Source organism: Nonomuraea sp. NPDC049714, assembly GCF_044465295.1.
Taxonomy (GTDB): domain Bacteria; phylum Actinomycetota; class Actinomycetes; order Streptosporangiales; family Streptosporangiaceae; genus Nonomuraea.
This window is the reverse complement of record NZ_JBITLM010000001.1, coordinates 71,207-88,838: the sequence shown is the minus strand read 5'-3', so window position 1 is coordinate 88,838 and position 17,632 is coordinate 71,207. Positions and strand designations below refer to the sequence as shown.

Here is a 17,632-nt window from a genome sequence, read left to right as displayed (position 1 = left end):
ATAACTGAAATGACGCAAATTTCTGACATATCAGTCCAAGGTGCCACCGACGGGAGCGGGCCATCACCGGGTCGGGCGCGTCCCCAGCCTTCGCGGGGTCGTCGACGACCTGGCCGGCGGGTTCGACCTCGACCTCGACCGGCTCTTCGAGTCCGCCCTGGAGCCGCTGCTCGACGGCTTGGCCCCGGTCATCGAGGGACACGCCCCGGCTGGTCGGCGCCCAGCTGCGGATCGGTGACCCCGCCGGGGCAGGCGTACCGGGCGATATCCCACCCGGCGAGCCGGGCGCCGGCGCGGTAGGCGCTGTCGTAGAAGGCGAGCACGGCGGCGCGCGGATCGGCCTCGGCCCGCGCGTCGTCGTAGCGCAGCACAGCCAGATGACCGCCCCGCTGCGTGATCCACCGGGCGGCCCCGGGCGTCAACGGCTCGTCGGCGAGGCCCTCGGGTTCGGGGGCGGTGTAGGAGTAGAAGGCCGGCTCGGGGAAGGCCGGGTCGCCGAACCAGAACCCCGAGCTGATGACCTCCCGCGAGTACGCCTCCCGGGTGACGGGGTCGGCGTCGGGCGGCTGGTCGATCCGGCGATCGGAGAAGCGGGTGCAGGCGATGTCGAAGGTGTGCCAGAAGTGGTGCACCGGGCTGGTCTTGCCGGAGTAGCCGGCGGCGAACTCCTCCAGCAGCAGGTTCACCTGACTGAGGATCTGCCAGTAGCGGGTGACCATGACCGGGTCGTAGGCCGCGTGCTCGGTGTCGTCGGCGAACGGCCGGTCCGCGTCGGGCAGGTCGAACGGGTGCGGCTGGTCCAGGCTCACCCGCACCCCCAGGCTGTCCAGCGCCCGCATGGTGTCGCGGTGGAAGGACGCCACCGACCCGCCGGGAAGCCCGAACGAGACCTCCCGCCCGTCCACGGTGGTGACGACCAGCCGGTGACCGAGGAAGTCGAAGTCGATGGTGAAGATCGGGTTGCCGTCGACCTGGCCCATCGGCCGGGTGGTGAGGCCACGCCCGGTGACATGGAACGGCGCGTTCCACCAGTGGTTGCGCCGGACCGCGCAGGCGAGCCGGATCTTGCCCACCACCTGGCAGAACCGATGCAACGTCTCCTTGGTGTCCTGCCAACCGGCCAGCGGCATCGCGGCGAACTGTTCCATGACACCACCCTTTCCCCGGGGGTCCGGGCCGAACCGGCGGCCGCTCCTAGCCGCCGGGGCGGACGATCATCAGCACGACCACGACCGCCCACAGCAGGTTGTAGATCCCGGCCAGCATGGACAGCGTGCGCAGCCCCTTCTCGTCGCCGGGCCGGGCGAGCGCGTCGCGCTGGCGCGGATAGATCTGCAGGGCCAGCACGCCGCCCGCGACGAAGGTGAGGACCATGGAGATGTTGAGCCAGATCTCGCTCATCCGCCCCTGGACGAGCGCCAGAGCGATCGCGACCACCGGCACGACCAGGCCGAAGACGCCGTAGCCGCGGGTGATGCGGTGCAGCGCGACGGCCACGGCCCGGTTCCGCTCCTCGGAGGGTGGCGCGGCGCCGGCCGCCACCGGCGCGTAGCGCGGGAACAGGCTCGCCGCGACGGCGGAGCCCCCGACGAACACGATGCCGGCGAGCACGTGCACCGACAGCAGTACGGCTTCCATGACGGTCTCCTTCCGTAACCTTCAGGCAGCCTGAAGCCTAGCAGTGAAAGCTTCAGGCTGCCTGAAAGGGGTCAGAGTCCGTCGAAAGCCGCCCGGACCGCATCGGCGACCTGCCGCTGGATCGGGTCCGCGGCCGGGCCGAACAGCCGCTCGTCGACCACGGCCACCGCCTTCTTGGCCGATCGCAGCAGCCGCGTGCCGTCAGCCGTGAGCTCGATCGCCGAAGCCGAGCCGGCCCGCGCGGTGGTGTCGCGCACCAGCCCGGCGGCGGCGAGCGCCTTCACCGCGCCGTGGACGCTCTGGACCGTGGTCCCGGACATCCGAGCCAGATCGCTGAACGACGCCCCGGGCACCCCCGAGATGTGACCGAGCAGCCCGAGTTTGCTGACGGTGAGGTCGAGTGGCGCCAGGGCGGCGTTGAGCTCCGACTCGATCCGGCGCGCCAGCGTGAGCAGCACGATGGAGGGACTGGTCACGGGCGGTTCGTTCGCGGTGGTCACCCGGCAAGTTTCCCGCACCCGGGGCGTTCAGGTCCTGCGCCAGTCGCCCGATCCGAGCGCCCCTGCGGCCTGCGGCCCCATCAGCCCGAGCCCCCCGTCGACGAACAACGTCGCCCCGGTGACGTACGACGCGTCCGGCCCGGCGAGGAAGGCCACCGCGGCGGCCACCTCGCGGGCGTCGCCCGGCCTGTCGATCGGGTAGCCGGGCCTGCTGCCGTCCTGCGGCGGCTGGTCCTCCTGCCCGGTCATCGGGGTGGCGATCTCCCCGGGAGCCACCGTGTTGACGGTGATGCCGTGCTCGGCCAGCTCCAGCGCGAGCACCCGGCTGAGCATCCGCAGCCCGCCCTTGGCCGCGCAGTACGGCCCGGCCCCCACCTTCGGATACTCCTCGTGCACGCTGGTGACGTTGACGATGCGGCCGCCCCCGCCGGCGGCGGCCATCCGCCTGGCGGCCCGCTGCGCGCACAGGAACGCGCCGTCGAGGTCTACGGCCAGGACGGACCGCCAGTGCTGGTAGTCCATCCGCAGCAGTGGCTCGGCCGAGCCGGTGCCGGCGTTGTTGACCAGCACGCCGATGCCACCCAGTTCGTCGGCGAGCTCATCGACGACCCCGGCCGCCCGCTCGGGGTCCGTCAGGTCGTGCCTCCGCACCGCGGCCACCCGGCCCAGACCGCGCACCAGGTCCGCGGTCCGCCCGGCGCCCTCCTGGTCACTGTGGAAGGTGACGCCGACATCGAACCCCTGCTCCGCCAGCGCCACGGCGGTGGCCTTGCCGATGCCGGAGTCCGCTCCCGTGACGACCGCGACCCGCGTGTACCCGCTCATGACCGTCCCCTTCCTTCCTCCCGGTGCCGCCCGCGAGGCACTCACTGCCCGCCGGCCGGGCGATCAATCCGCGCCGTGACACGAGCCGCCCGGCCCAGCAGGTACCTGTTCGGGGAGGCAGGCGGCCGTGCGGTAGTCGTCCAGGGCGCCCCGGCGGTCTGCGACGCCTCCTGTATGGCGTCCTCGGTCCCGGAGCTCACATCTCCTGGCCGGACAGGTCCATGATCGGGCGTACCTCCACGGCGCCGAACCGGGCCTCGGGGAACCGCGCCGCGAGATTCTGTGAGATGTGTCGAAGAAAGGCGCTCCTCGACGGCTGACCCGTCGCGTTCGGCGGGAGCCCGGGTGGGTCGATCAGTCGCCGTCCGGGAGCGTGCGCAGTACGCGGGCGGTCAGGTCGGCCTGGTCGACGCCCGCCAGGGCGAGCGCGCGCGGGACGGTGCCCGCCTGAGCCTGGAGGATGCCGAGCAGCAGGTGTGCGGGCCGCAGGTCCTTCTTGCGGTGTGCCCTCGCGATGCGTTCGAGGGCGAGTTTGGCCGACGCGCCCAGCTGGGTCGGGGGCTTGGGGCTCCGGGTCGGCCGGGGAAGGTCGAAGGCGGCGCGGGACACCCCGGCCACGCTCAGGCTGTGCTCGAACTCCCGATCCAGCGCGTCCCGGATCGCCTGGTGGTCGAGCCCGGCCGAGGTCAGGGTGGGCTCCGGCTGGGCCGCGATCGCCAGCAGCAGGTGCTGCGCCTCGATCGTCGCCGAGCCGTCCTGGTGGGCCTCGTCGGAGCCCCGCTCGATGATGGTGTGGAGATATCTGTCGAAGCTGGACATGGTCACCGTCTCCTCAGCGTGACGCCGGCTTCGATGAGCCGCTTGGCGTGCTTCTTGTGAACCGCCTGGCGCGTCACCCCGAGCGCCTCGGCCACCTGCGGCCAGCTCCAGCCGGTGCGCATCGCCTGCTCGACGGCGGCGTCCTCGATCTGATCGGCCAGGCGCCTCAGCGCCGCCACGGACGCCAGCGCGTCGGCGGGCTCCTGGGAGGCGGGATTCTCAACGGCGGACATACGGGCAACCGTAGGCGACCGCCGCCAAATCAGTCAACTTAAGTTGCTTATCACCTCTGGCGGATGTCGGGCCCGTCATTCGCCGCCAGGTCCTGCGTACCGATGACCAGGAGCAGCTCCAGTTGGGCGGCGCCCTGGCTGCCGGGCGGCGCGGTGAACCACAGCAGGCGCTGGCGCCCGTCCTCGCTGAACAGGCAGTAGCAGTCCAGCTCGATGACACCCAGCGAGCCGTGCACGATGCGCTTGTGGTCGCCGCGGCGCAGCGCGACGTCGTGGACGTCCCACAGGTCGGAGAACTCCTCGCTGCGCCGCCGGAGCGAGGACACCATCTTGGCCACCTCGGGGTCCCGGCCGCGCCGGGCGGCGACCGCCCGCAGGTCGGCCACGAAGGCCCGCGAGTGGTGCGGGTGGTCCTCGGCCGGATAGAGCGCCCGGGAGGCGGGGTCGGTGAACCAGCGGTAGACGAAGCTCGCGGCCGGGCCCCGCGTCGTCGGCGGGCGGCCGAGGAGCGCGACGGCCGGCTCGTTCTGCGCGAGGGTTTCGTGCAGGTCGGTGATGATCTGAGCGGGGGTGGTGGTGAGCCGGTCCAGCAGGCCGAGCAGCGCCGGCTGGACGTGCGCGGTCGGGCTGTGCGCCGCCTGCGGGATGGGGCGCTCCGCCAGATGGAACAGGTGGTCGCGTTCGTCGCCGTTCAGCCGCAGCGCCCGCGCGAGGGCCGCCAGCGTCTGAGCGGACGGCTGGGCGCCGTTGCCGCGCTCCAGCTCGGTGTAGTAGTCCGCCGACAGCCCGGCCAGTTGCGCGACCTCTTCGCGGCGCAGACCGGGCACCCGGCGCCGGGGTCCGGTGGGCAGGCCCACGTCGGCCGGTCGGATCCGGGCCCGCCGGGACTTCAGGAACGCGGCCAGCTCAGGAAGGTTCACGTTCTCATCATCGCCCGGTGCCGAGGCCGAAGCCAGGGGATGGCGACCCCAGGGTGGGTTCAGCCCTGGCTACGGGTGGCGCGTGACGCCATCGTGGACGGCACAACGGCCTCAACTGCAGGAGTTCCCATGTCCCAGCTCGACCCCGACCACCCTCGCGTCGCCGTTGTCACCGGCGGGTCCCGAGGCATAGGCGGGCAGGCGGCGCGCCGGTTGGCCGCCGACGGGTTCGCCGTCGTGATCGGCTACGCCGGAAACCGGGACCTGGCCGGGACCACGGTCAAGGAGATCACCTCGGCCGGCGGCCGGGCGGTGGCCGTCCAGGCCGACGTCGCCGACGAGCAGGCCGTGGCCGCGCTGTTCGGCACGGCCGAGTCCGCGTACGGCGGCGTCGACGTGGTCGTGCACGCCGCCGGCCGGATGCTGTTGGCGCCCATCGCCGACCTGGATCTGGCAGAGCTGGACATGCTGCACCGCACCAACATCCGCGGCACCTTCGTCGTCGCCCAGCAGGCGGCCCGCAGGGTGCGCCCCGGCGGCGCGATCGTCACCTTCTCCACGTCCGTGGTGGGCCTGGCCTTCCCCGGTTACGGCGCCTACAGCGCGAGCAAGGGCGCGGTGGAGGCGGTCACGCTCATCCTCGCCCGCGAACTGCGCGGCAGGGACGTCACCGTCAACGCCGTCGCGCCCGGTCCCACCGCGACCGACCTGTTCCTCGACGTCAACGACGACGAGGCCGTCGCCCGGCTGGCCGCCCAGCCCCCGCTGGAACGCCTCGGCACCCCCGAGGACATCGCCGAGGTCGTCGCCTTCCTCGCCTCCCCGGCCGGCCACTGGATCAACGGCCAGGTCATCCGCGCCAACGGCGGCATCATCTGACGCCCGCGGCCGTCATCGCCCATCCCGCACGAGAAAAGAGAACGATCATGCCATTCGCCAACTTCAAGGTTCCCGCCGACACCCTCACCCCGGAGCAGAAGGAGCAGATCGTCACCCGCACCACCGAGCTGTACGTGGAGATCTACGGTGAGCGCGCCCGCGCCAACACCATGGTGCTGGTCGAGGAGGTCACCGACGGCGGCTGGGGCATCGGCGGCGACGTGCTGACCCTTGCCAAGCTCCAGGGGACGCCCGAAGGCTGACCCTCGCCAAGCGTCCAGGGGACGCCCGAAGGCCGACCGTCAGGGCCGGCTCAGCAGGCCGGAGACCGCCTTGTCCAGGCGGGCCGCCCGCCCGGCCGGGGTCCTGGCCTTCAGCAGCGGCAGGATGAGCCGGTAACGGGACGTCCTGTCGAGCGCCTCGAAGCGGGCGGCGGCCTCCGGCCGAGCCGTCAGCGCCTCGGCCAGGTCAGGGGGGACGGTGGCGTCACGCTGAGCGGCGTACGCCGCCTCCCACCGGCCGTCCGCCTGCGCGGCGGCGACCTCCGCCAGCCCGGGCGGGCGCATCCGCCCGGCCGCGGTCAGCGCCTCCACCCGCTCCACGTTCACCCGCGACCAGGGGCTGCTCCTGCGGCGGCGCGAGTAGCGCTGCAGGTAGGCGTGCTCGTCGAGGGCCTTGCGATGGCTGTCGATCCAGCCGTAGCACAGGGCGACCTCCAGCGCCTGCACGATCGTGATCGAGGGGGTGGCCGACCCCTTCTTGGCGATCTTCAGCCAGACGCCGCCCTCGTCCTCGTGATGCCCGGCCAGCCATGACTCCCACTGGCCGGCGTCCGTGAAGTGGATCATCGGCCCAGCATCTCCAGGTAGTGCTTGTTGTACATGATGCCCAGCACGTTGCCGAACGGGTCGGCCACCGAGGCGGTGACGAACCCGGGACCGTGTTCGGTGAGGGGCAGGTAGGGCGTGGCCCCCAGGGCCAGCAGCCGCTCCAGGGCGGCCCGCACGTCGTCCACGTGCCAGTGGATGATCGCTCCCGCCGGCTCGGCGGGAGCGCCCGGCGGGGCGTAGCGCCGGTCGATGAGGCCGAGCTCGGCCTGCTGGTCGCCGATCCTGAACTCGTAGTACGCGGCCGGCAGCCCGTCGCCCGGCCGCTCGAAGTACGGCTCGATGCCCAGCACCTCGGTGTACCACTTCTTGGCCGCCTCAAGGTCGTCGGCGAAGAAGTTGACGGTGGCGAGTCCTCGCAGCATGTGGTGCCCCTTTCCCTTGCTCGAACCCTAGAAGCCGTTGAGGAACGTACGGTTCCTCAACGCTTCAGGAGTTCGCGCGACCGTCCAGGAGCGGGCGCCGGGGGTCCCAGGTGGTGCCGTCCCTGGCGTCGCGGCGCCTGCGGGCGATCGCCGACAGGGCTTCCAGAACCACCCGGTTCGCCAGCGCGGCGGTGATGTCCGCGTGGTCGTAGGGCGGGCTGACCTCCACCACGTCCACGCCCACGACCGGCAACTCCAGGCAGGTCCGGCGGACGGCGTCGAGCAACTCGCGAGCGGTCAGCCCGCCCGGCTCGGGCGTGCCCGTGCCGGGAGCCGCGCCGGGGTCGCAGACGTCGATGTCCACCGAGAGGAACACGCCGTCGCAGTCGTCGGTGGCGATGCCGAACGCCTCGGTCAGGCATGCGGTCAGGCCACGCTCGACGATCTCGGTCATCTCGTAGGAACGCATCCGCTGCTCGGCCATCCACCGCAGCACCTCCGGCCCCGGCCAGTACCCGCGCAGCCCGATCTGCAGAAACCTGTCACCGCGCAGCGCGCCGGACTCGATCAGCCTGCGCATCGGCTGCCCGTGGCCCCACAGCGAGCCGAAGTCGACGTCGCCGGTGTCCGCGTGCGCGTCGAAGTGGACCATCGACACCCGGCCGTGGCCGAGCACGTCCGCCACGCCGGAGGCGTCCGCGTAGGCGATCGCGTGGTCACCGCCGAGGATCACCGGGACCGCTCCGGCCCGGACCACCTTGGCGACCTCGGTGCGCAGGTCGGCGAGGGACTTCAGGACGTCTCCCGAGAACATCTCGACGTCGCCCGCGTCGTACACCTTGAGGTCCTGCAAACCGTCGGTGCGCAGGGCCAGACTGGGCCTCGTGCCGTTGTGCGCGAGGTAGTCCGTCGACCGGATCGCCTGCGGCCCGAACCGGGTGCCGGGCCGGTGCGAGGTGCCGCCGTCGAACGGTGCGCCTACGATCACCACGTCGGCGTCATCATAGGTCGAGGGATCGGTCAGATCGCAGGGAGGAATGCCAAGGAAGGTAATGTCCGGACCGTACTGTGTGCCGTAACGAGCCATTCGCGCAGCCTAATCCAGGGAGGCCGCGCGGCCCTGTCCCCCCAGTGAAAAGAGAAATGGCCATTATCGAGAGAGTCCTCATAGCCATCACCGAAGTCGTCGCCATCCTGGTGGAGGTCAGCGCCCGGGTGAACCGCCGGATGGTGGCCCATCCGGTGACGACCGCCCCCATCGGCGGGGTGGCGCTCTTCGCCGTCTGGACGCTGGGCTCCTGGTTATCGGGAGCGCCCGCCTGGCTGTGGGCGGGATGGCTGGCCGCCGGACTCACGATCCTCCTCTGGGCGCGCACGGCCTACCTCGTCGGCGTTCACCGTCGCCGCCAGGCCCAGCCCGGACGCGGATAGCCGACGGCATCCCCCCGGGCGATGGTCGTAAGGCCGCTTTGACCTGCGACCATATGGGAATCGTGATGGATTCCTTCGCGATATCGCTATTAGACATGCCCTGATCACATCTGCTTTGCTCCTGCCGTCTGACAACGACAGTAAGGACATGGCATGAGATATCTCCGCACCCGCCGTTCCACGGCGGCGCTGCAGGCGACCGCGTTGACGTTCTCCCTCCTGGCGGGCGGCGCCGTCGGCACGGGCGCCGCCTCGGCCGCGACGGTCACGGCGGCGGTGCCGGCGCCGCCGGGGGAGGCCCAGGCCACGAAGCAGGCCAGGAAGGAGCTGCGGGCGCTGGAGGCGTCCTTCAAGGGCCGCGTCGGCGCCTACGCCATCGACACCGGCACCGGAAAGACGATCTCCTACCGGTCGGGGGAGCGGTTCCCGCTGCTGTCCACCTTCAAGGCGATCGTCGCCGGGGCCGTGCTGCACAAGGCGCGCACCTCCGAGCCCGGCCTGATGGACAAGGTCGTGCGCTGGACCGAGGCCGACCTGAAGGAGAATTCCCCGATCACCGAGAAGCACGTGAAGGACGGGCTGACCGTCGCCGAGCTGTGCAAGGCGGCCATCACCCGCAGCGACAACACCGCCGCCAACATGTTGCTGAAGCAGATCGGCGGCCCCGCCGGGCTGACCCGCTACTTCCGCACGTTGAAGGACCCGCTGTCGCGGCTGGACCGTTGGGAGACCGAGCTCAACGACTGGAGCCCGAAGGACAAGCGCGACACCACCACGCCCGCGGCCATGGCCCGTGACCTGCGCGCGCTCACGGTGGGCAAGGCTCTGGACGCCAGGGACCGGAAGCGGCTGAACGCCTGGCTGATCGCGAACGAGACCGGCGACGCCCGCATCCGCGCCGGCCTGCCCAAGAGCTGGACGATCGGCGACAAGACCGGTACGACCTCGAAGTACGGGTCAGGCAACGACATCGCGGTCGTCTGGCCCCGCACGTCGGCCGCCCCCATCATCATGGCGATCTACACCAACCGGAAGGCCATCGACGCCCCGGTCGTCGACAAGGTCGTCGCGGACACCGCCACCATCCTGGCCCGCGGCCTCGGCAAGCTCTGACCCTTGGTCAGGCCGGGGCGTGTTCGGTGAGAAGGTCGAGCGCGGCCGAGGTGGCCTCGTCCGCCGGGAGGTAGACGACCAGGCGGTGCTCGTCGGCGCCGGGCAGGTCGAGGCTCTCGTAGGCCAGCGCCAGCTCACCCGCGTACGGGTGGCGCCAGCGCTCGGCGCCGGTGCGCCCAGGAAGGCCGGCCGAGGCGGCGTACCGGTCGCTGAACTCGGCGCCGGCGCTGATGGACAGCTCCTCGGCGAGCCGCGCGGCGTGGGGGTCGCCGAGTGAGGCGGCGGCTCTGAGGTCGGCGGCCCGCTGACCCGCGACATGCGCCCAGTCGGGGAAGGCGGACCTGGCCCGGTCGTCGGTGAAGACGAACCGGGCCAGATTGGGCGGCCGGCCCTCCAGCAGGCCGACGGGGCCGGCCAGGCGCTCGAAGCCGGGGGAGCAGGCGAGCAGGTCGTTCGGCCGGTTCAGCACCACCGCCGGGGTCGCCCCCAGCCGGTCGAGCAGCGCCGCGACCGTGGGGCGCACCGCGCGGACCAGCGGCTCGGCCCCCTGGCAGGTGCCTCCGGTGACGGTCTTGACCAGGCGGTACAGGTGGACCCGCTCGTCGGTGGACAGGCTCAGCGCGTCGGCGAGCGCGGCGAGGATCTCGGGGGAGGGACGGCGGTCGCGCCCCTGCTCCAGCCGGGTGAGGTATTCGACGCTGATCCCGCTGAGCGTGGCCAGCTCGGCGCGGCGCAGACCCGGCGTGCGGCGGCGTGACCCGCCGGGGAGGCCCACGTCGGCGGGTGTGACCGTCTCCCGCCGGGAGCGCAGGAACGCGCCCAGCTCGTTGTCTCCCATGCCCGCGAGTCTAGGCGAGGGTGGCCCTGGCAGGGCTCGTCTCACGGCGGTCTCCCTCCACCTGGCCCGGTCCGGCAGGCTCGGGGCCATGAACGTATTCACTGACGGCGAAGTCGCCTATCTGACCGGCCGGCTGCTGGGACGGCTCGCCACGGTCGGCACGGACGGCAGGCCGTCCGTCAGGCCGGTGGGGGTCGTCTACGATCCCGAGGCCCAGGGCATCGTGATCGGCGGGCACGCCGGCTCGAACATGGCGGGGAGCAAGAAGTTCCGCGACGCGCGCAGCCGTCCGGAGGTGTCGTTCCTAGTCGACGACCTGGCGGCGGTCGATCCGTGGACGCCGCGCGGGATGGAGATCCGCGGGCACGCGGAGACGTACACCGAGGGTGGCGAGCGGGTCGGCCTGCGCCTTGACGCGTCGTTCCCGTTCGATCCCGCGTGGATGCTGATCCGACCGCGCCGGATCCTGGCGTGGGGCATCGATCAGGGCTCCTTCGAGCTGTCCGCGCGCCAGGTGGCCTGATGCGCTACCGACTGCTGGGCCGGACCGGGCTGCGGGTGTCCGAGCTGTTCTTCGGCGCGATGACCTTCTACGAGCGAGGGGACGCGCTGCCGAGGTATCGCGCCATGCTCGACGCGTACGCCGGCGCCGGTGGCAACGTGATCGACACGGCCTCGGCGTACGGCGAGAGTGAGAGCATCCTAGGCGAGCTCCTGGAGGGCCGCCGTGACCGGTTCGTCGTCGCTTCCAAGTACACGCTGTCCCGCGACGGCGGTGACCCGAACGCCGCCGGCAACCACCGTAAGAACCTCGTGCTGTCCCTGGACCGCAGCCTGCGGCGGCTGCGCACCGACTACATCGACCTGTTCTGGGTGCATCTGTGGGATCGGCGCACGCCGGTGGAGGAGACGATGCGGGCGCTGGACGACGCCGTTCGCGCCGGGAAGATCCTGTACGTGGGCATCTCCGACGCGCCGGCCTGGCTGGTGAGCCGGGCCAACACGCTGGCGGAGTGGCGGGACTGGACACCGTTCGCCGGGCTGCAGGTGCCGTACAACCTGCTCAAGCGCGATGCCGAGCGGGAGTTGCTGCCGATGGCGGAGGCGTTCGGGATGAGCGTGGCCGCGTGGGGACCGCTGGCCGGTGGCGTGCTGTCGGGGAAGTTCACCGTGCCCGGCGGCGTCGACGGGCCGACCCGGGTCGACCCCGCATCCCTCACCGACCGGGATCACGCGGTGGCGCGTGCCGTGCTGAAGGTCGCCGGCGAGTTGGGCGTCAGCGCGGCCCAGGTGGCGCTCGCGTGGACCCGTGCCCGGTATGGCGGCGTGCATCCGATCATCGGCGCCGGCAGCGTCGAGCAGGTGACGGACAACCTGGGCTCGGTCGACGTGGTGCTGTCCGAGGAGGCGATCGGGGAGCTGGAGGCGGCGACGGACTTCGCGGTGGGCTTCCCGGTCGATTTCATCGCCGAGTGCGAGGCGGATCCGTGGGTGTTCGGCGAAAAGCCGGTTGCCGTGTCCGGAGCCCGGATGTGACCATGCCAGCCATGCCTTCCTTCTCCGCGTTCGACGGGACCGATCTCGCCTACCACGTGCTCGGCGCGGGGGCCCCGGTGATCTGCCTGCCGGGCGGCATGCAGGACACCGGCTACCTCGGCGAACTCGGCGGCCTGCCGGCGCACCGGCAGTTGATCATGTTCGATCTCCGGGGCACCGGGCGGTCGGCGATCCCGCGGGACGCCGCCTCCTACCGCTGTGACCGGCTCGTCGATGATGTCGAGGCGCTGCGCGAGCACCTGGGCCTTGAGCGATTCGACCTGCTCGCGCACTGCGCGGGCGCGAACCTCGCGGCCCTGTACGCGGCCCGGCACCCCGAACGGGTCGGCAGGCTCGCGCTGATCACGCCGAGCACCAGGGCCGTCGGGATCGACGCCACCGGCCAGGCGCGCCTGGAGCTCGCACGGCTCCGCGCGGACGAGCCCTGGTTCCCGCCGGCCTTCGCGGCTCTGGAGACCATCGTGGCAGGCGACGCCACCGGCGACAGGTGGGCGGCCGTCGACCCGTTCTTCTACGGCCGATGGGACGAAGCGGCCCGAGCCCATCTGGCCGCGCAGGACGGCCGGCGCAACGACGAAGCGGCGGCCGCCTTCGGCGCCGAGGGCGCCTTCGACCCGGACGCCACTCGCGCGGCCCTGTCCGCCTTCGCCGCGCCGGTGCTGGTGCTCGCCGGAGAGGTCGACCTGAACTCGATCCCGGTCGTCGTGGCCGAGTTCGCCGCGCTGTTCCCCAACGCCGATCTCGTGGTGCAGCCGGGAGCCGGCCACTATCCGTGGCTCGACGACGCCGGCCGATTCGTGACGACGACGGCGGCGTTCTTCGAGGACGGCGCGCCCAGCGCCTGATCCGATCGCCGGACCCCGGTGACGGACACCTCACCGTCCCGCCACGTCACATTGAGTGGTCACAAGATTACGTTCGGTGAGCACAGTCAACGGGGCGATCGAAGGCGAGGTGGCGGACATGCACCTGACTCCGCACGAGCGGGAACGGCTGATGATCCATGTGGCCGCGGACGTGGCCGAGAAACGCCGGGCGCGGGGAGTGCGGCTCAACTACCCGGAGGCGGTCGCGCTGTTGACCGTGCACGTGCTCGAAGGGGCGCGTGACGGTCACACCGTCGCCGAGCTCATGGCCTCCGGGCGGGGAGTGCTCACGCGCGACGAGGTCATGGAAGGCGTCCCGGAGATGATCCCCAACGTCCAGGTGGAGGCCACCTTCCCCGACGGCACCAAGCTGGTCACCGTGCACGACCCGTTCCCGGAGGCGGGGGAGGAGCCGCTGGTCAGCCCGGGGAAGGTCGAGCATCCGGAGGAGGCGGGGTCCGTGCACTTCAACGTGGGCCGGGAGATCACGACGGTGAGCGTCGTCAACGACGGCGACCGGCCCATCCAGGTCGGCTCCCACTACCACTTCTACGAGGCCAACCCCGGTCTCACCTTCACCCGGGCCGACGCGTACGGCAAGCGCCTGCACATCCCGGCCGGCAGCTCCATGCGCTTCGAACCCGGCTGTCCACGGGAGGCGGAGCTGGTGCCCATCGAGGGCAAGCGCGTCGTCGCGGGCCTGCGCGGCCTGGTCGGAGGTCACCTCGATGGCTGAGCCGCTGTCCCGCACCGACTACGCCGACCGGTTCGGCCCGACGACCGGTGACCGTATCCGCCTGGCGGACACCGACCTGCGGATCGAGATCACCGACGACTGGTCCGGCGGGCCCGGACGCAGCGGCAACGAGGTCGTCTTCGGCGGCGGCAAGGTGATCCGTGAATCGATGGGCCAGTCCTGCGCGCCCCGCGACTCCGCTGAACCCGGCGCCCCCGAGCCCCCGGACACCGTCATCACCGGCGCCGTCATCCTCGATCACTGGGGTGTCGTCAAGGCCGACGTCGCCATCCGGGACGGCCGGATCGTCGCGCTCGGGAAGGCGTACAACGACGAGACCATGGACCCCGTCCATGACGGTCACGAGCAGGCCACCGACTTCCTCATCGGCCCCGAGACCGAGGTGATCGCGGGCAACGGCAAGATCCTCACCGCGGGGGGAGTCGACACCCACGTCCACTTCATCTGCCCCGAGCAGATCCACGAGGCGCTCGCCGCCGGCGTCACCACCCTCATCGGCGGTGGCACCGGCCCGGCGGAGGGCAGCACCGCCACCACCGTCACGCCCGGTTCCTGGCACATCGACCGGATGTTCGAGGGACTGGACTCCTTCCCGGTCAACATCGGGCTGTTCGGCAAGGGCAGCACCATGTCCAGGGAGTCGCTGTTCAACCAGGTGGACGCGGGCGTGCTCGGCTTCAAGATCCATGAGGACTGGGGCGCGACTCCGGCCGTCCTGCGCAGGTGCCTGGAGGTGTGCCAGGAGACCGGCGTCCAGCTCGCCCTGCACGCCGACTCGCTGAACGAGGCGGGCGTGGTGGCCGACACCATCGAGGCGATCGGCGACCACCCCATCCACGTCTTCCACGTCGAGGGCGCCGGTGGCGGCCACGCCCCCGACATGATCACCATCGTGAGCCGGCCGAACGTGCTGCCCGCCTCCACCAACCCGACCCGGCCCTTCACCTACAACACCGTCAAGGAGCACATCGACATGGTGATGGTCTGCCATCACCTGAATCCGCTGGTGGAGGAGGACCGCGCCTTCGCGGATTCGCGGATCCGGCCCTCCACGATGGCCGCCGAGGACATCCTGCATGACCTGGGCGCCATCTCGATCATGTCGTCGGACGCTCAGGCCATGGGCCGCATCGGCGAGATGATCATGAGGACCTGGCAGACCGCGCACGTCATGAAGGCCCGGCGTGGCTTCCTGGACGGCGACGACGGCGCCGACAACCATCGCGCCCGCCGCTACGTCGCCAAGTACACCATCAACCCGGCCATCGCCCAGGGCATCGACCACGAGGTCGGGTCGATCGAACCGGGCAAGCTGGCCGACCTGGTGCTGTGGGAGCCGAAGTTCTTCGGCGTCAAGACGCATCGCGTCATCAAGGGCGGCCAGATCGCCTACGCCCAGGTGGGCGACGCCAACGCCTCCATCCCGACGCCGCAGCCGGTCCTGCCCCGTGCCGTGTTCGGCGCGACCGGCCGGGCCTCTCGCGGCAACTCCGTCAACTTCGTGACCGAACGGGCCATCGACGGCGGCCTGCCCGAACGGCTCAAGCTGGACAAGCAGTTCAGACCCGTACGCAGCACGCGGGAGGTCCGCAAAGCGGATATGCGGGAGAACAACGCCACCCCCGACGTCCAGATCGACCCCGACACGTTCACGGTGCTGATCGGCGGGGCGACGGCCAAGGACGTGCGCACCGAGATCGACGATCAGCTCGTCGAGCGCGCCTACGCCACGGAGCTCCCCATGGCACAGCGCTACTTCCTCTTCTGATGAGTCAGCCGCACAGCGCCGCACTGCTCGTCCTGGCCGACGGCCGCTTCCCCGCCGGTGGGCACGCCCACTCCGGCGGGGCGGAGTGGGCCGTCACGGCGGGACGCGTTCACGACGTCGCGAGCCTGGAGGAGTTCTGCCGCGGCCGGTTGCACACCAGCGGGCTGGTCGCGGCGGGCCTGGCCGCCGCGGCCGCCGCCGGCCACGACCCGCTCCTGCTGGACCAAGCCGCCGACGCCCGCACCCCCGTACCCGCCCTGCGGCACACCGCGCGCAGACTGGGCCGCCAGCTGATGCGGGCCGCCCGCGCCACCTGGCCCTCGGCCGAGCTCGACGCACTCGCCGCCGCCCGGCCACGCGGCGCTCACCAGCCCGTCGTCCTCGGCCTCACCGCCCGATCGGCGGGCCTGACCCCGCTGCAGGCCGCGTACGTGGCGGCGTACGAGTCCGTCAGCGGCCCGGCCACCGCCACCGTCCGCCTGCTGAGCCTGAACCCGTTCGACGCCACCGGCGTCCTCGCCCGCCTCACCGCCGACCTCGACGCCATCGCGGCGCACGGTGCCGAACGCGCGTCACGGGTCGCCGCCGAGGGCGTCGACGCGCTGCCCGCGGCCTCGGCGCCGCTGCTCGACCTCGCCGCCGAGCGGCACGCCGACCGCCCGGTACGCCTCTTCGCCTCCTGATCGCCGACCACACCATCGGAGCAGCCATGCACCTGCACCACGCGGACGCCCTCCCCGCCTCCGCCCCCGCCGACTCCGAACGCCCCGACGGCCGCCGCCGAGCCCTGCGCATCGGCCTCGGCGGGCCGGTCGGCTCCGGCAAGACGGCCACGGTCGCGGCCCTGTGCCGTACGTTGCGCGACCGGCTGTCCATCGCCGTCGTCACCAACGACATCTACACCTGTGAGGACGCCGAATTCCTGCTCCGCGAGGCCGTCCTGCCCGCCGAGCGCATCCAGGCGGTCGAGACGGGGGCGTGCCCGCACACCGCCATCCGCGACGACATCTCGGCCAACCTCGAAGCCGTCGAGGACCTGGAGGATCAGGTCGGCCCGCTCGACCTGATCCTGGTCGAGTCGGGCGGCGACAACCTGACCGCGACGTTCTCCAAGGGGCTCGTCGACGTGCAGATCTTCGTCATCGACGTCGCGGGAGGGGACGACATCCCGCGCAAGGGCGGTCCCGGCGTCACCACCGCCGACCTGCTCGTCATCAACAAGACCGACCTCGCCCCGTACGTGGGCGTCGACCTGGCGGGGATGGCCCGCGACGCCAAGGCCCAGCGGGGCGACCTCCCGGTGGCCTTCACCACGCTCAAGTCCGAGGGCGGCGTCCAGCCGGTGGCGGACTGGGTCGGCGAACGCCTCGCCGACTGGACCGCGGGCGCCGCATGACCGTCGCCGCCACCCGGCCGGCCCGAGAAGCCGCGCGCCTCGGCGTACGGGCCACCGCACGGATCACGGCGACGGCGGTGGGCGGGGCCACGGCGCTTCCCGTTCTGTGCGGGGACGGGCCGTTCGAGCTGCGCCGCGGCCGGTCGTACGGGAAACAGGCGCGGGTGTGCGTCCTGGGCGCGATGAGCGCCCCACTCGGCGGCGACCGGCTGCGCATCGAAGCCACCGCCGAGCAGGGCGCCGACCTGCGGGTCACGACGGCCGCCGCGACCGTCGCGCTGCGCGGGCCCACCCGCGAGCACGCCGCCTACGACGTGCGGCTGACCGTGGCGGAGGGGGCGCGGCTGCACTGGCTGCCCAAGCCGCTGATCTCCGCCGCGCGCAGCAACCTCCGGCAGAGCTGCGTCATCGACCTGGCCGCCACCGCCCGGCTCGTGCTGCGCGAGGAACAGGTCCTGGGGCGGGCCAACGAGCCGTCGGGGCGGCTGACCGGCCGCCTCACCGTCCGGCACGACGGTCGCCTGCTGCTCGACCAGCAGACTGAGTACGGTCCCGGGGCTCCGTCGTGGGACGGTCCCGCCGTCCTCGGCGGTCATCGGGCCGTCGGTCAGCTGCTCGTCGTCGACCTGGCCTTCGCGGAGGAGCGGCCCGGCGTCCGGCTGTTCGGCGGCGGCCTCGGAGCGGGTGAGGCCGTGCTGACCCCGCTCACCGGCCCGGCCATCCTGGTGACGGCCGTCGCCCCGGACCCGCTGGCGCTGTGCCGTCTCCTCGACGCCGCTTCTTCGCGGGTGGCCGGTCTCTGAAAATCTTCCTGTACGTCCGCAGACGCATGGGTGAGGA

Annotated in this window: 23 protein-coding genes; 12 read left to right on the top strand and 11 right to left on the bottom strand. The window is 71.9% G+C overall.

Going from position 1 to position 17,632, the window contains the following annotated elements; all coding sequences use genetic code 11:
* Positions 1-188: 188 nt before the first annotated feature.
* The 7 genes from ACIBQX_RS00495 to ACIBQX_RS00465 all read right to left on the bottom strand — a co-directional run bounded on the left by ACIBQX_RS00495 (position 189) and on the right by ACIBQX_RS00465 (position 4,935).
* Positions 189-1,148 (bottom strand): DUF5996 family protein, encoded by a 960-nt coding sequence (locus ACIBQX_RS00495; protein WP_396999202.1) that lies wholly within the window; start codon positions 1,146-1,148, stop codon positions 189-191.
* A gap of 46 nt (positions 1,149-1,194) precedes the next feature.
* Positions 1,195-1,638: a hypothetical protein gene (locus ACIBQX_RS00490; RefSeq protein ID WP_396999201.1), complete on the bottom strand. Its 444-nt coding sequence runs from the start codon at positions 1,636-1,638 to the stop codon at positions 1,195-1,197.
* A gap of 71 nt (positions 1,639-1,709) precedes the next feature.
* Positions 1,710-2,138: a MarR family winged helix-turn-helix transcriptional regulator gene (locus ACIBQX_RS00485; RefSeq protein WP_396999200.1), complete on the bottom strand. Its 429-nt coding sequence runs from the start codon at positions 2,136-2,138 to the stop codon at positions 1,710-1,712.
* 27 nt (positions 2,139-2,165) lie between these two features.
* Positions 2,166-2,963 (bottom strand): SDR family oxidoreductase, encoded by a 798-nt coding sequence (locus ACIBQX_RS00480; RefSeq protein WP_396999199.1) that lies wholly within the window; start codon positions 2,961-2,963, stop codon positions 2,166-2,168.
* Positions 2,964-3,317: 354 nt separating this feature from the next.
* The gene (locus tag ACIBQX_RS00475) at positions 3,318-3,782 is read right to left on the bottom strand and encodes a Clp protease N-terminal domain-containing protein (RefSeq protein ID WP_396999198.1); all 465 of its coding nucleotides are present in this window, start codon (positions 3,780-3,782) and stop codon (positions 3,318-3,320) included.
* A 2-nt stretch (positions 3,783-3,784) separates the two neighbouring features.
* Complete coding sequence (locus ACIBQX_RS00470; RefSeq protein WP_396999197.1) at positions 3,785-4,015, bottom strand: hypothetical protein; 231 nt, start codon at positions 4,013-4,015, stop codon at positions 3,785-3,787.
* A 50-nt stretch (positions 4,016-4,065) separates the two neighbouring features.
* Positions 4,066-4,935 (bottom strand): helix-turn-helix domain-containing protein, encoded by an 870-nt coding sequence (locus tag ACIBQX_RS00465; RefSeq protein WP_396999196.1) that lies wholly within the window; start codon positions 4,933-4,935, stop codon positions 4,066-4,068.
* A 129-nt stretch (positions 4,936-5,064) separates the two neighbouring features.
* On the opposite strand from ACIBQX_RS00465, the gene ACIBQX_RS00460 reads away from it, so the two are divergent.
* Both ACIBQX_RS00460 and ACIBQX_RS00455 read left to right on the top strand, forming a co-directional pair.
* On the top strand, positions 5,065-5,814 hold the full coding sequence (locus ACIBQX_RS00460) for an SDR family oxidoreductase (RefSeq protein ID WP_396999195.1): 750 nt from the start codon (positions 5,065-5,067) through the stop codon (positions 5,812-5,814).
* A 47-nt stretch (positions 5,815-5,861) separates the two neighbouring features.
* A complete protein-coding gene (locus ACIBQX_RS00455) occupies positions 5,862-6,077 on the top strand; it encodes a tautomerase family protein (protein ID WP_396999194.1) in 216 nt (71 codons plus the stop codon).
* Positions 6,078-6,116: 39 nt separating this feature from the next.
* Here the strand turns inward: ACIBQX_RS00455 and ACIBQX_RS00450 are convergent, their stop codons facing one another.
* The 3 genes from ACIBQX_RS00450 to speB all read right to left on the bottom strand — a co-directional run bounded on the left by ACIBQX_RS00450 (position 6,117) and on the right by speB (position 8,153).
* A complete protein-coding gene (locus ACIBQX_RS00450) occupies positions 6,117-6,662 on the bottom strand; it encodes a YdeI family protein (protein ID WP_396999193.1) in 546 nt (181 codons plus the stop codon).
* Positions 6,659-7,066 carry a VOC family protein gene (locus ACIBQX_RS00445; RefSeq protein WP_396999192.1) on the bottom strand — a complete coding sequence of 136 codons (408 nt, stop codon included), beginning with the start codon at positions 7,064-7,066 and terminating at the stop codon, positions 6,659-6,661. Before ACIBQX_RS00445 ends, ACIBQX_RS00450 begins: the two co-directional genes overlap by 4 nt.
* A gap of 64 nt (positions 7,067-7,130) precedes the next feature.
* Complete coding sequence (gene speB / locus ACIBQX_RS00440; RefSeq protein ID WP_396999191.1) at positions 7,131-8,153, bottom strand: agmatinase; 1,023 nt, start codon at positions 8,151-8,153, stop codon at positions 7,131-7,133.
* 56 nt (positions 8,154-8,209) lie between these two features.
* On the opposite strand from speB, the gene ACIBQX_RS00435 reads away from it, so the two are divergent.
* Positions 8,210-8,497, top strand: coding sequence for a hypothetical protein (locus ACIBQX_RS00435; RefSeq protein WP_396999190.1), 288 nt, complete (start codon positions 8,210-8,212; stop codon positions 8,495-8,497).
* Between the two features lie 153 nt (positions 8,498-8,650).
* On the top strand, positions 8,651-9,610 hold the full coding sequence (bla, locus tag ACIBQX_RS00430) for a class A beta-lactamase (RefSeq protein ID WP_396999189.1): 960 nt from the start codon (positions 8,651-8,653) through the stop codon (positions 9,608-9,610).
* 7 nt (positions 9,611-9,617) lie between these two features.
* On the opposite strand, the gene ACIBQX_RS00425 is transcribed toward bla, so the two are convergent.
* Positions 9,618-10,448 carry a helix-turn-helix domain-containing protein gene (locus tag ACIBQX_RS00425; protein WP_396999188.1) on the bottom strand — a complete coding sequence of 277 codons (831 nt, stop codon included), beginning with the start codon at positions 10,446-10,448 and terminating at the stop codon, positions 9,618-9,620.
* An 88-nt stretch (positions 10,449-10,536) separates the two neighbouring features.
* Between ACIBQX_RS00425 and ACIBQX_RS00420 the strand changes: the two genes are divergently transcribed.
* The 8 genes from ACIBQX_RS00420 to ACIBQX_RS00385 all read left to right on the top strand — a co-directional run bounded on the left by ACIBQX_RS00420 (position 10,537) and on the right by ACIBQX_RS00385 (position 17,595).
* Positions 10,537-10,971: a PPOX class F420-dependent oxidoreductase gene (locus tag ACIBQX_RS00420; protein WP_396999187.1), complete on the top strand. Its 435-nt coding sequence runs from the start codon at positions 10,537-10,539 to the stop codon at positions 10,969-10,971.
* Complete coding sequence (locus ACIBQX_RS00415) at positions 10,971-11,984, top strand: aldo/keto reductase (RefSeq protein ID WP_396999186.1); 1,014 nt, start codon at positions 10,971-10,973, stop codon at positions 11,982-11,984. Before ACIBQX_RS00420 ends, ACIBQX_RS00415 begins: the two co-directional genes overlap by 1 nt.
* An 11-nt stretch (positions 11,985-11,995) precedes the next feature.
* Complete coding sequence (locus ACIBQX_RS00410; RefSeq protein ID WP_396999185.1) at positions 11,996-12,850, top strand: alpha/beta fold hydrolase; 855 nt, start codon at positions 11,996-11,998, stop codon at positions 12,848-12,850.
* A 118-nt stretch (positions 12,851-12,968) separates the two neighbouring features.
* Positions 12,969-13,607 carry an urease subunit gamma gene (locus tag ACIBQX_RS00405; protein WP_397001497.1) on the top strand — a complete coding sequence of 213 codons (639 nt, stop codon included), beginning with the start codon at positions 12,969-12,971 and terminating at the stop codon, positions 13,605-13,607.
* Positions 13,600-15,396: an urease subunit alpha gene (locus tag ACIBQX_RS00400; RefSeq protein ID WP_396999184.1), complete on the top strand. Its 1,797-nt coding sequence runs from the start codon at positions 13,600-13,602 to the stop codon at positions 15,394-15,396. The genes ACIBQX_RS00405 and ACIBQX_RS00400 overlap by 8 nt, the downstream gene beginning before the upstream one ends.
* Entirely contained in the window at positions 15,396-16,079 is a 684-nt protein-coding gene (locus ACIBQX_RS00395; protein WP_396999183.1) for an urease accessory protein UreF, read from the top strand. The genes ACIBQX_RS00400 and ACIBQX_RS00395 overlap by 1 nt, the downstream gene beginning before the upstream one ends.
* A gap of 26 nt (positions 16,080-16,105) precedes the next feature.
* Positions 16,106-16,792 (top strand): urease accessory protein UreG, encoded by a 687-nt coding sequence (gene ureG / locus ACIBQX_RS00390; protein ID WP_396999182.1) that lies wholly within the window; start codon positions 16,106-16,108, stop codon positions 16,790-16,792.
* Positions 16,789-17,595, top strand: coding sequence for an urease accessory protein UreD (locus ACIBQX_RS00385; protein WP_396999181.1), 807 nt, complete (start codon positions 16,789-16,791; stop codon positions 17,593-17,595). Before ureG ends, ACIBQX_RS00385 begins: the two co-directional genes overlap by 4 nt.
* The last annotated feature ends 37 nt before the right edge of the window (positions 17,596-17,632 follow it).

Bases quoted from the DNA above. Each gene is read 5' to 3' on its own strand.
- ACIBQX_RS00495 (WP_396999202.1), bottom strand. From the start codon at position 1,148: ATGGAACAGTTCGCCGCGATGCCGCTGGCCGGTTGGCAGGACACCAAG.
- ACIBQX_RS00490 (WP_396999201.1), bottom strand. From the start codon at position 1,638: ATGGAAGCCGTACTGCTGTCGGTGCACGTGCTCGCCGGCATCGTGTTC.
- ACIBQX_RS00480 (WP_396999199.1), bottom strand. From the start codon at position 2,963: ATGAGCGGGTACACGCGGGTCGCGGTCGTCACGGGAGCGGACTCCGGC.
- ACIBQX_RS00475 (WP_396999198.1), bottom strand. From the start codon at position 3,782: ATGTCCAGCTTCGACAGATATCTCCACACCATCATCGAGCGGGGCTCC.
- ACIBQX_RS00470 (WP_396999197.1), bottom strand. From the start codon at position 4,015: ATGTCCGCCGTTGAGAATCCCGCCTCCCAGGAGCCCGCCGACGCGCTG.
- ACIBQX_RS00460 (WP_396999195.1), top strand. From the start codon at position 5,065: ATGTCCCAGCTCGACCCCGACCACCCTCGCGTCGCCGTTGTCACCGGC.
- ACIBQX_RS00455 (WP_396999194.1), top strand. From the start codon at position 5,862: ATGCCATTCGCCAACTTCAAGGTTCCCGCCGACACCCTCACCCCGGAG.
- ACIBQX_RS00450 (WP_396999193.1), bottom strand. From the start codon at position 6,662: ATGATCCACTTCACGGACGCCGGCCAGTGGGAGTCATGGCTGGCCGGG.
- ACIBQX_RS00445 (WP_396999192.1), bottom strand. From the start codon at position 7,066: ATGCTGCGAGGACTCGCCACCGTCAACTTCTTCGCCGACGACCTTGAG.
- speB (WP_396999191.1), bottom strand. From the start codon at position 8,153: ATGGCTCGTTACGGCACACAGTACGGTCCGGACATTACCTTCCTTGGC.
- ACIBQX_RS00435 (WP_396999190.1), top strand. From the start codon at position 8,210: ATGGCCATTATCGAGAGAGTCCTCATAGCCATCACCGAAGTCGTCGCC.
- bla (WP_396999189.1), top strand. From the start codon at position 8,651: ATGAGATATCTCCGCACCCGCCGTTCCACGGCGGCGCTGCAGGCGACC.
- ACIBQX_RS00425 (WP_396999188.1), bottom strand. From the start codon at position 10,448: ATGGGAGACAACGAGCTGGGCGCGTTCCTGCGCTCCCGGCGGGAGACG.
- ACIBQX_RS00420 (WP_396999187.1), top strand. From the start codon at position 10,537: ATGAACGTATTCACTGACGGCGAAGTCGCCTATCTGACCGGCCGGCTG.
- ACIBQX_RS00415 (WP_396999186.1), top strand. From the start codon at position 10,971: ATGCGCTACCGACTGCTGGGCCGGACCGGGCTGCGGGTGTCCGAGCTG.
- ACIBQX_RS00410 (WP_396999185.1), top strand. From the start codon at position 11,996: ATGCCTTCCTTCTCCGCGTTCGACGGGACCGATCTCGCCTACCACGTG.
- ACIBQX_RS00405 (WP_397001497.1), top strand. From the start codon at position 12,969: ATGCACCTGACTCCGCACGAGCGGGAACGGCTGATGATCCATGTGGCC.
- ACIBQX_RS00400 (WP_396999184.1), top strand. From the start codon at position 13,600: ATGGCTGAGCCGCTGTCCCGCACCGACTACGCCGACCGGTTCGGCCCG.
- ACIBQX_RS00395 (WP_396999183.1), top strand. From the start codon at position 15,396: ATGAGTCAGCCGCACAGCGCCGCACTGCTCGTCCTGGCCGACGGCCGC.
- ureG (WP_396999182.1), top strand. From the start codon at position 16,106: ATGCACCTGCACCACGCGGACGCCCTCCCCGCCTCCGCCCCCGCCGAC.
- ACIBQX_RS00385 (WP_396999181.1), top strand. From the start codon at position 16,789: ATGACCGTCGCCGCCACCCGGCCGGCCCGAGAAGCCGCGCGCCTCGGC.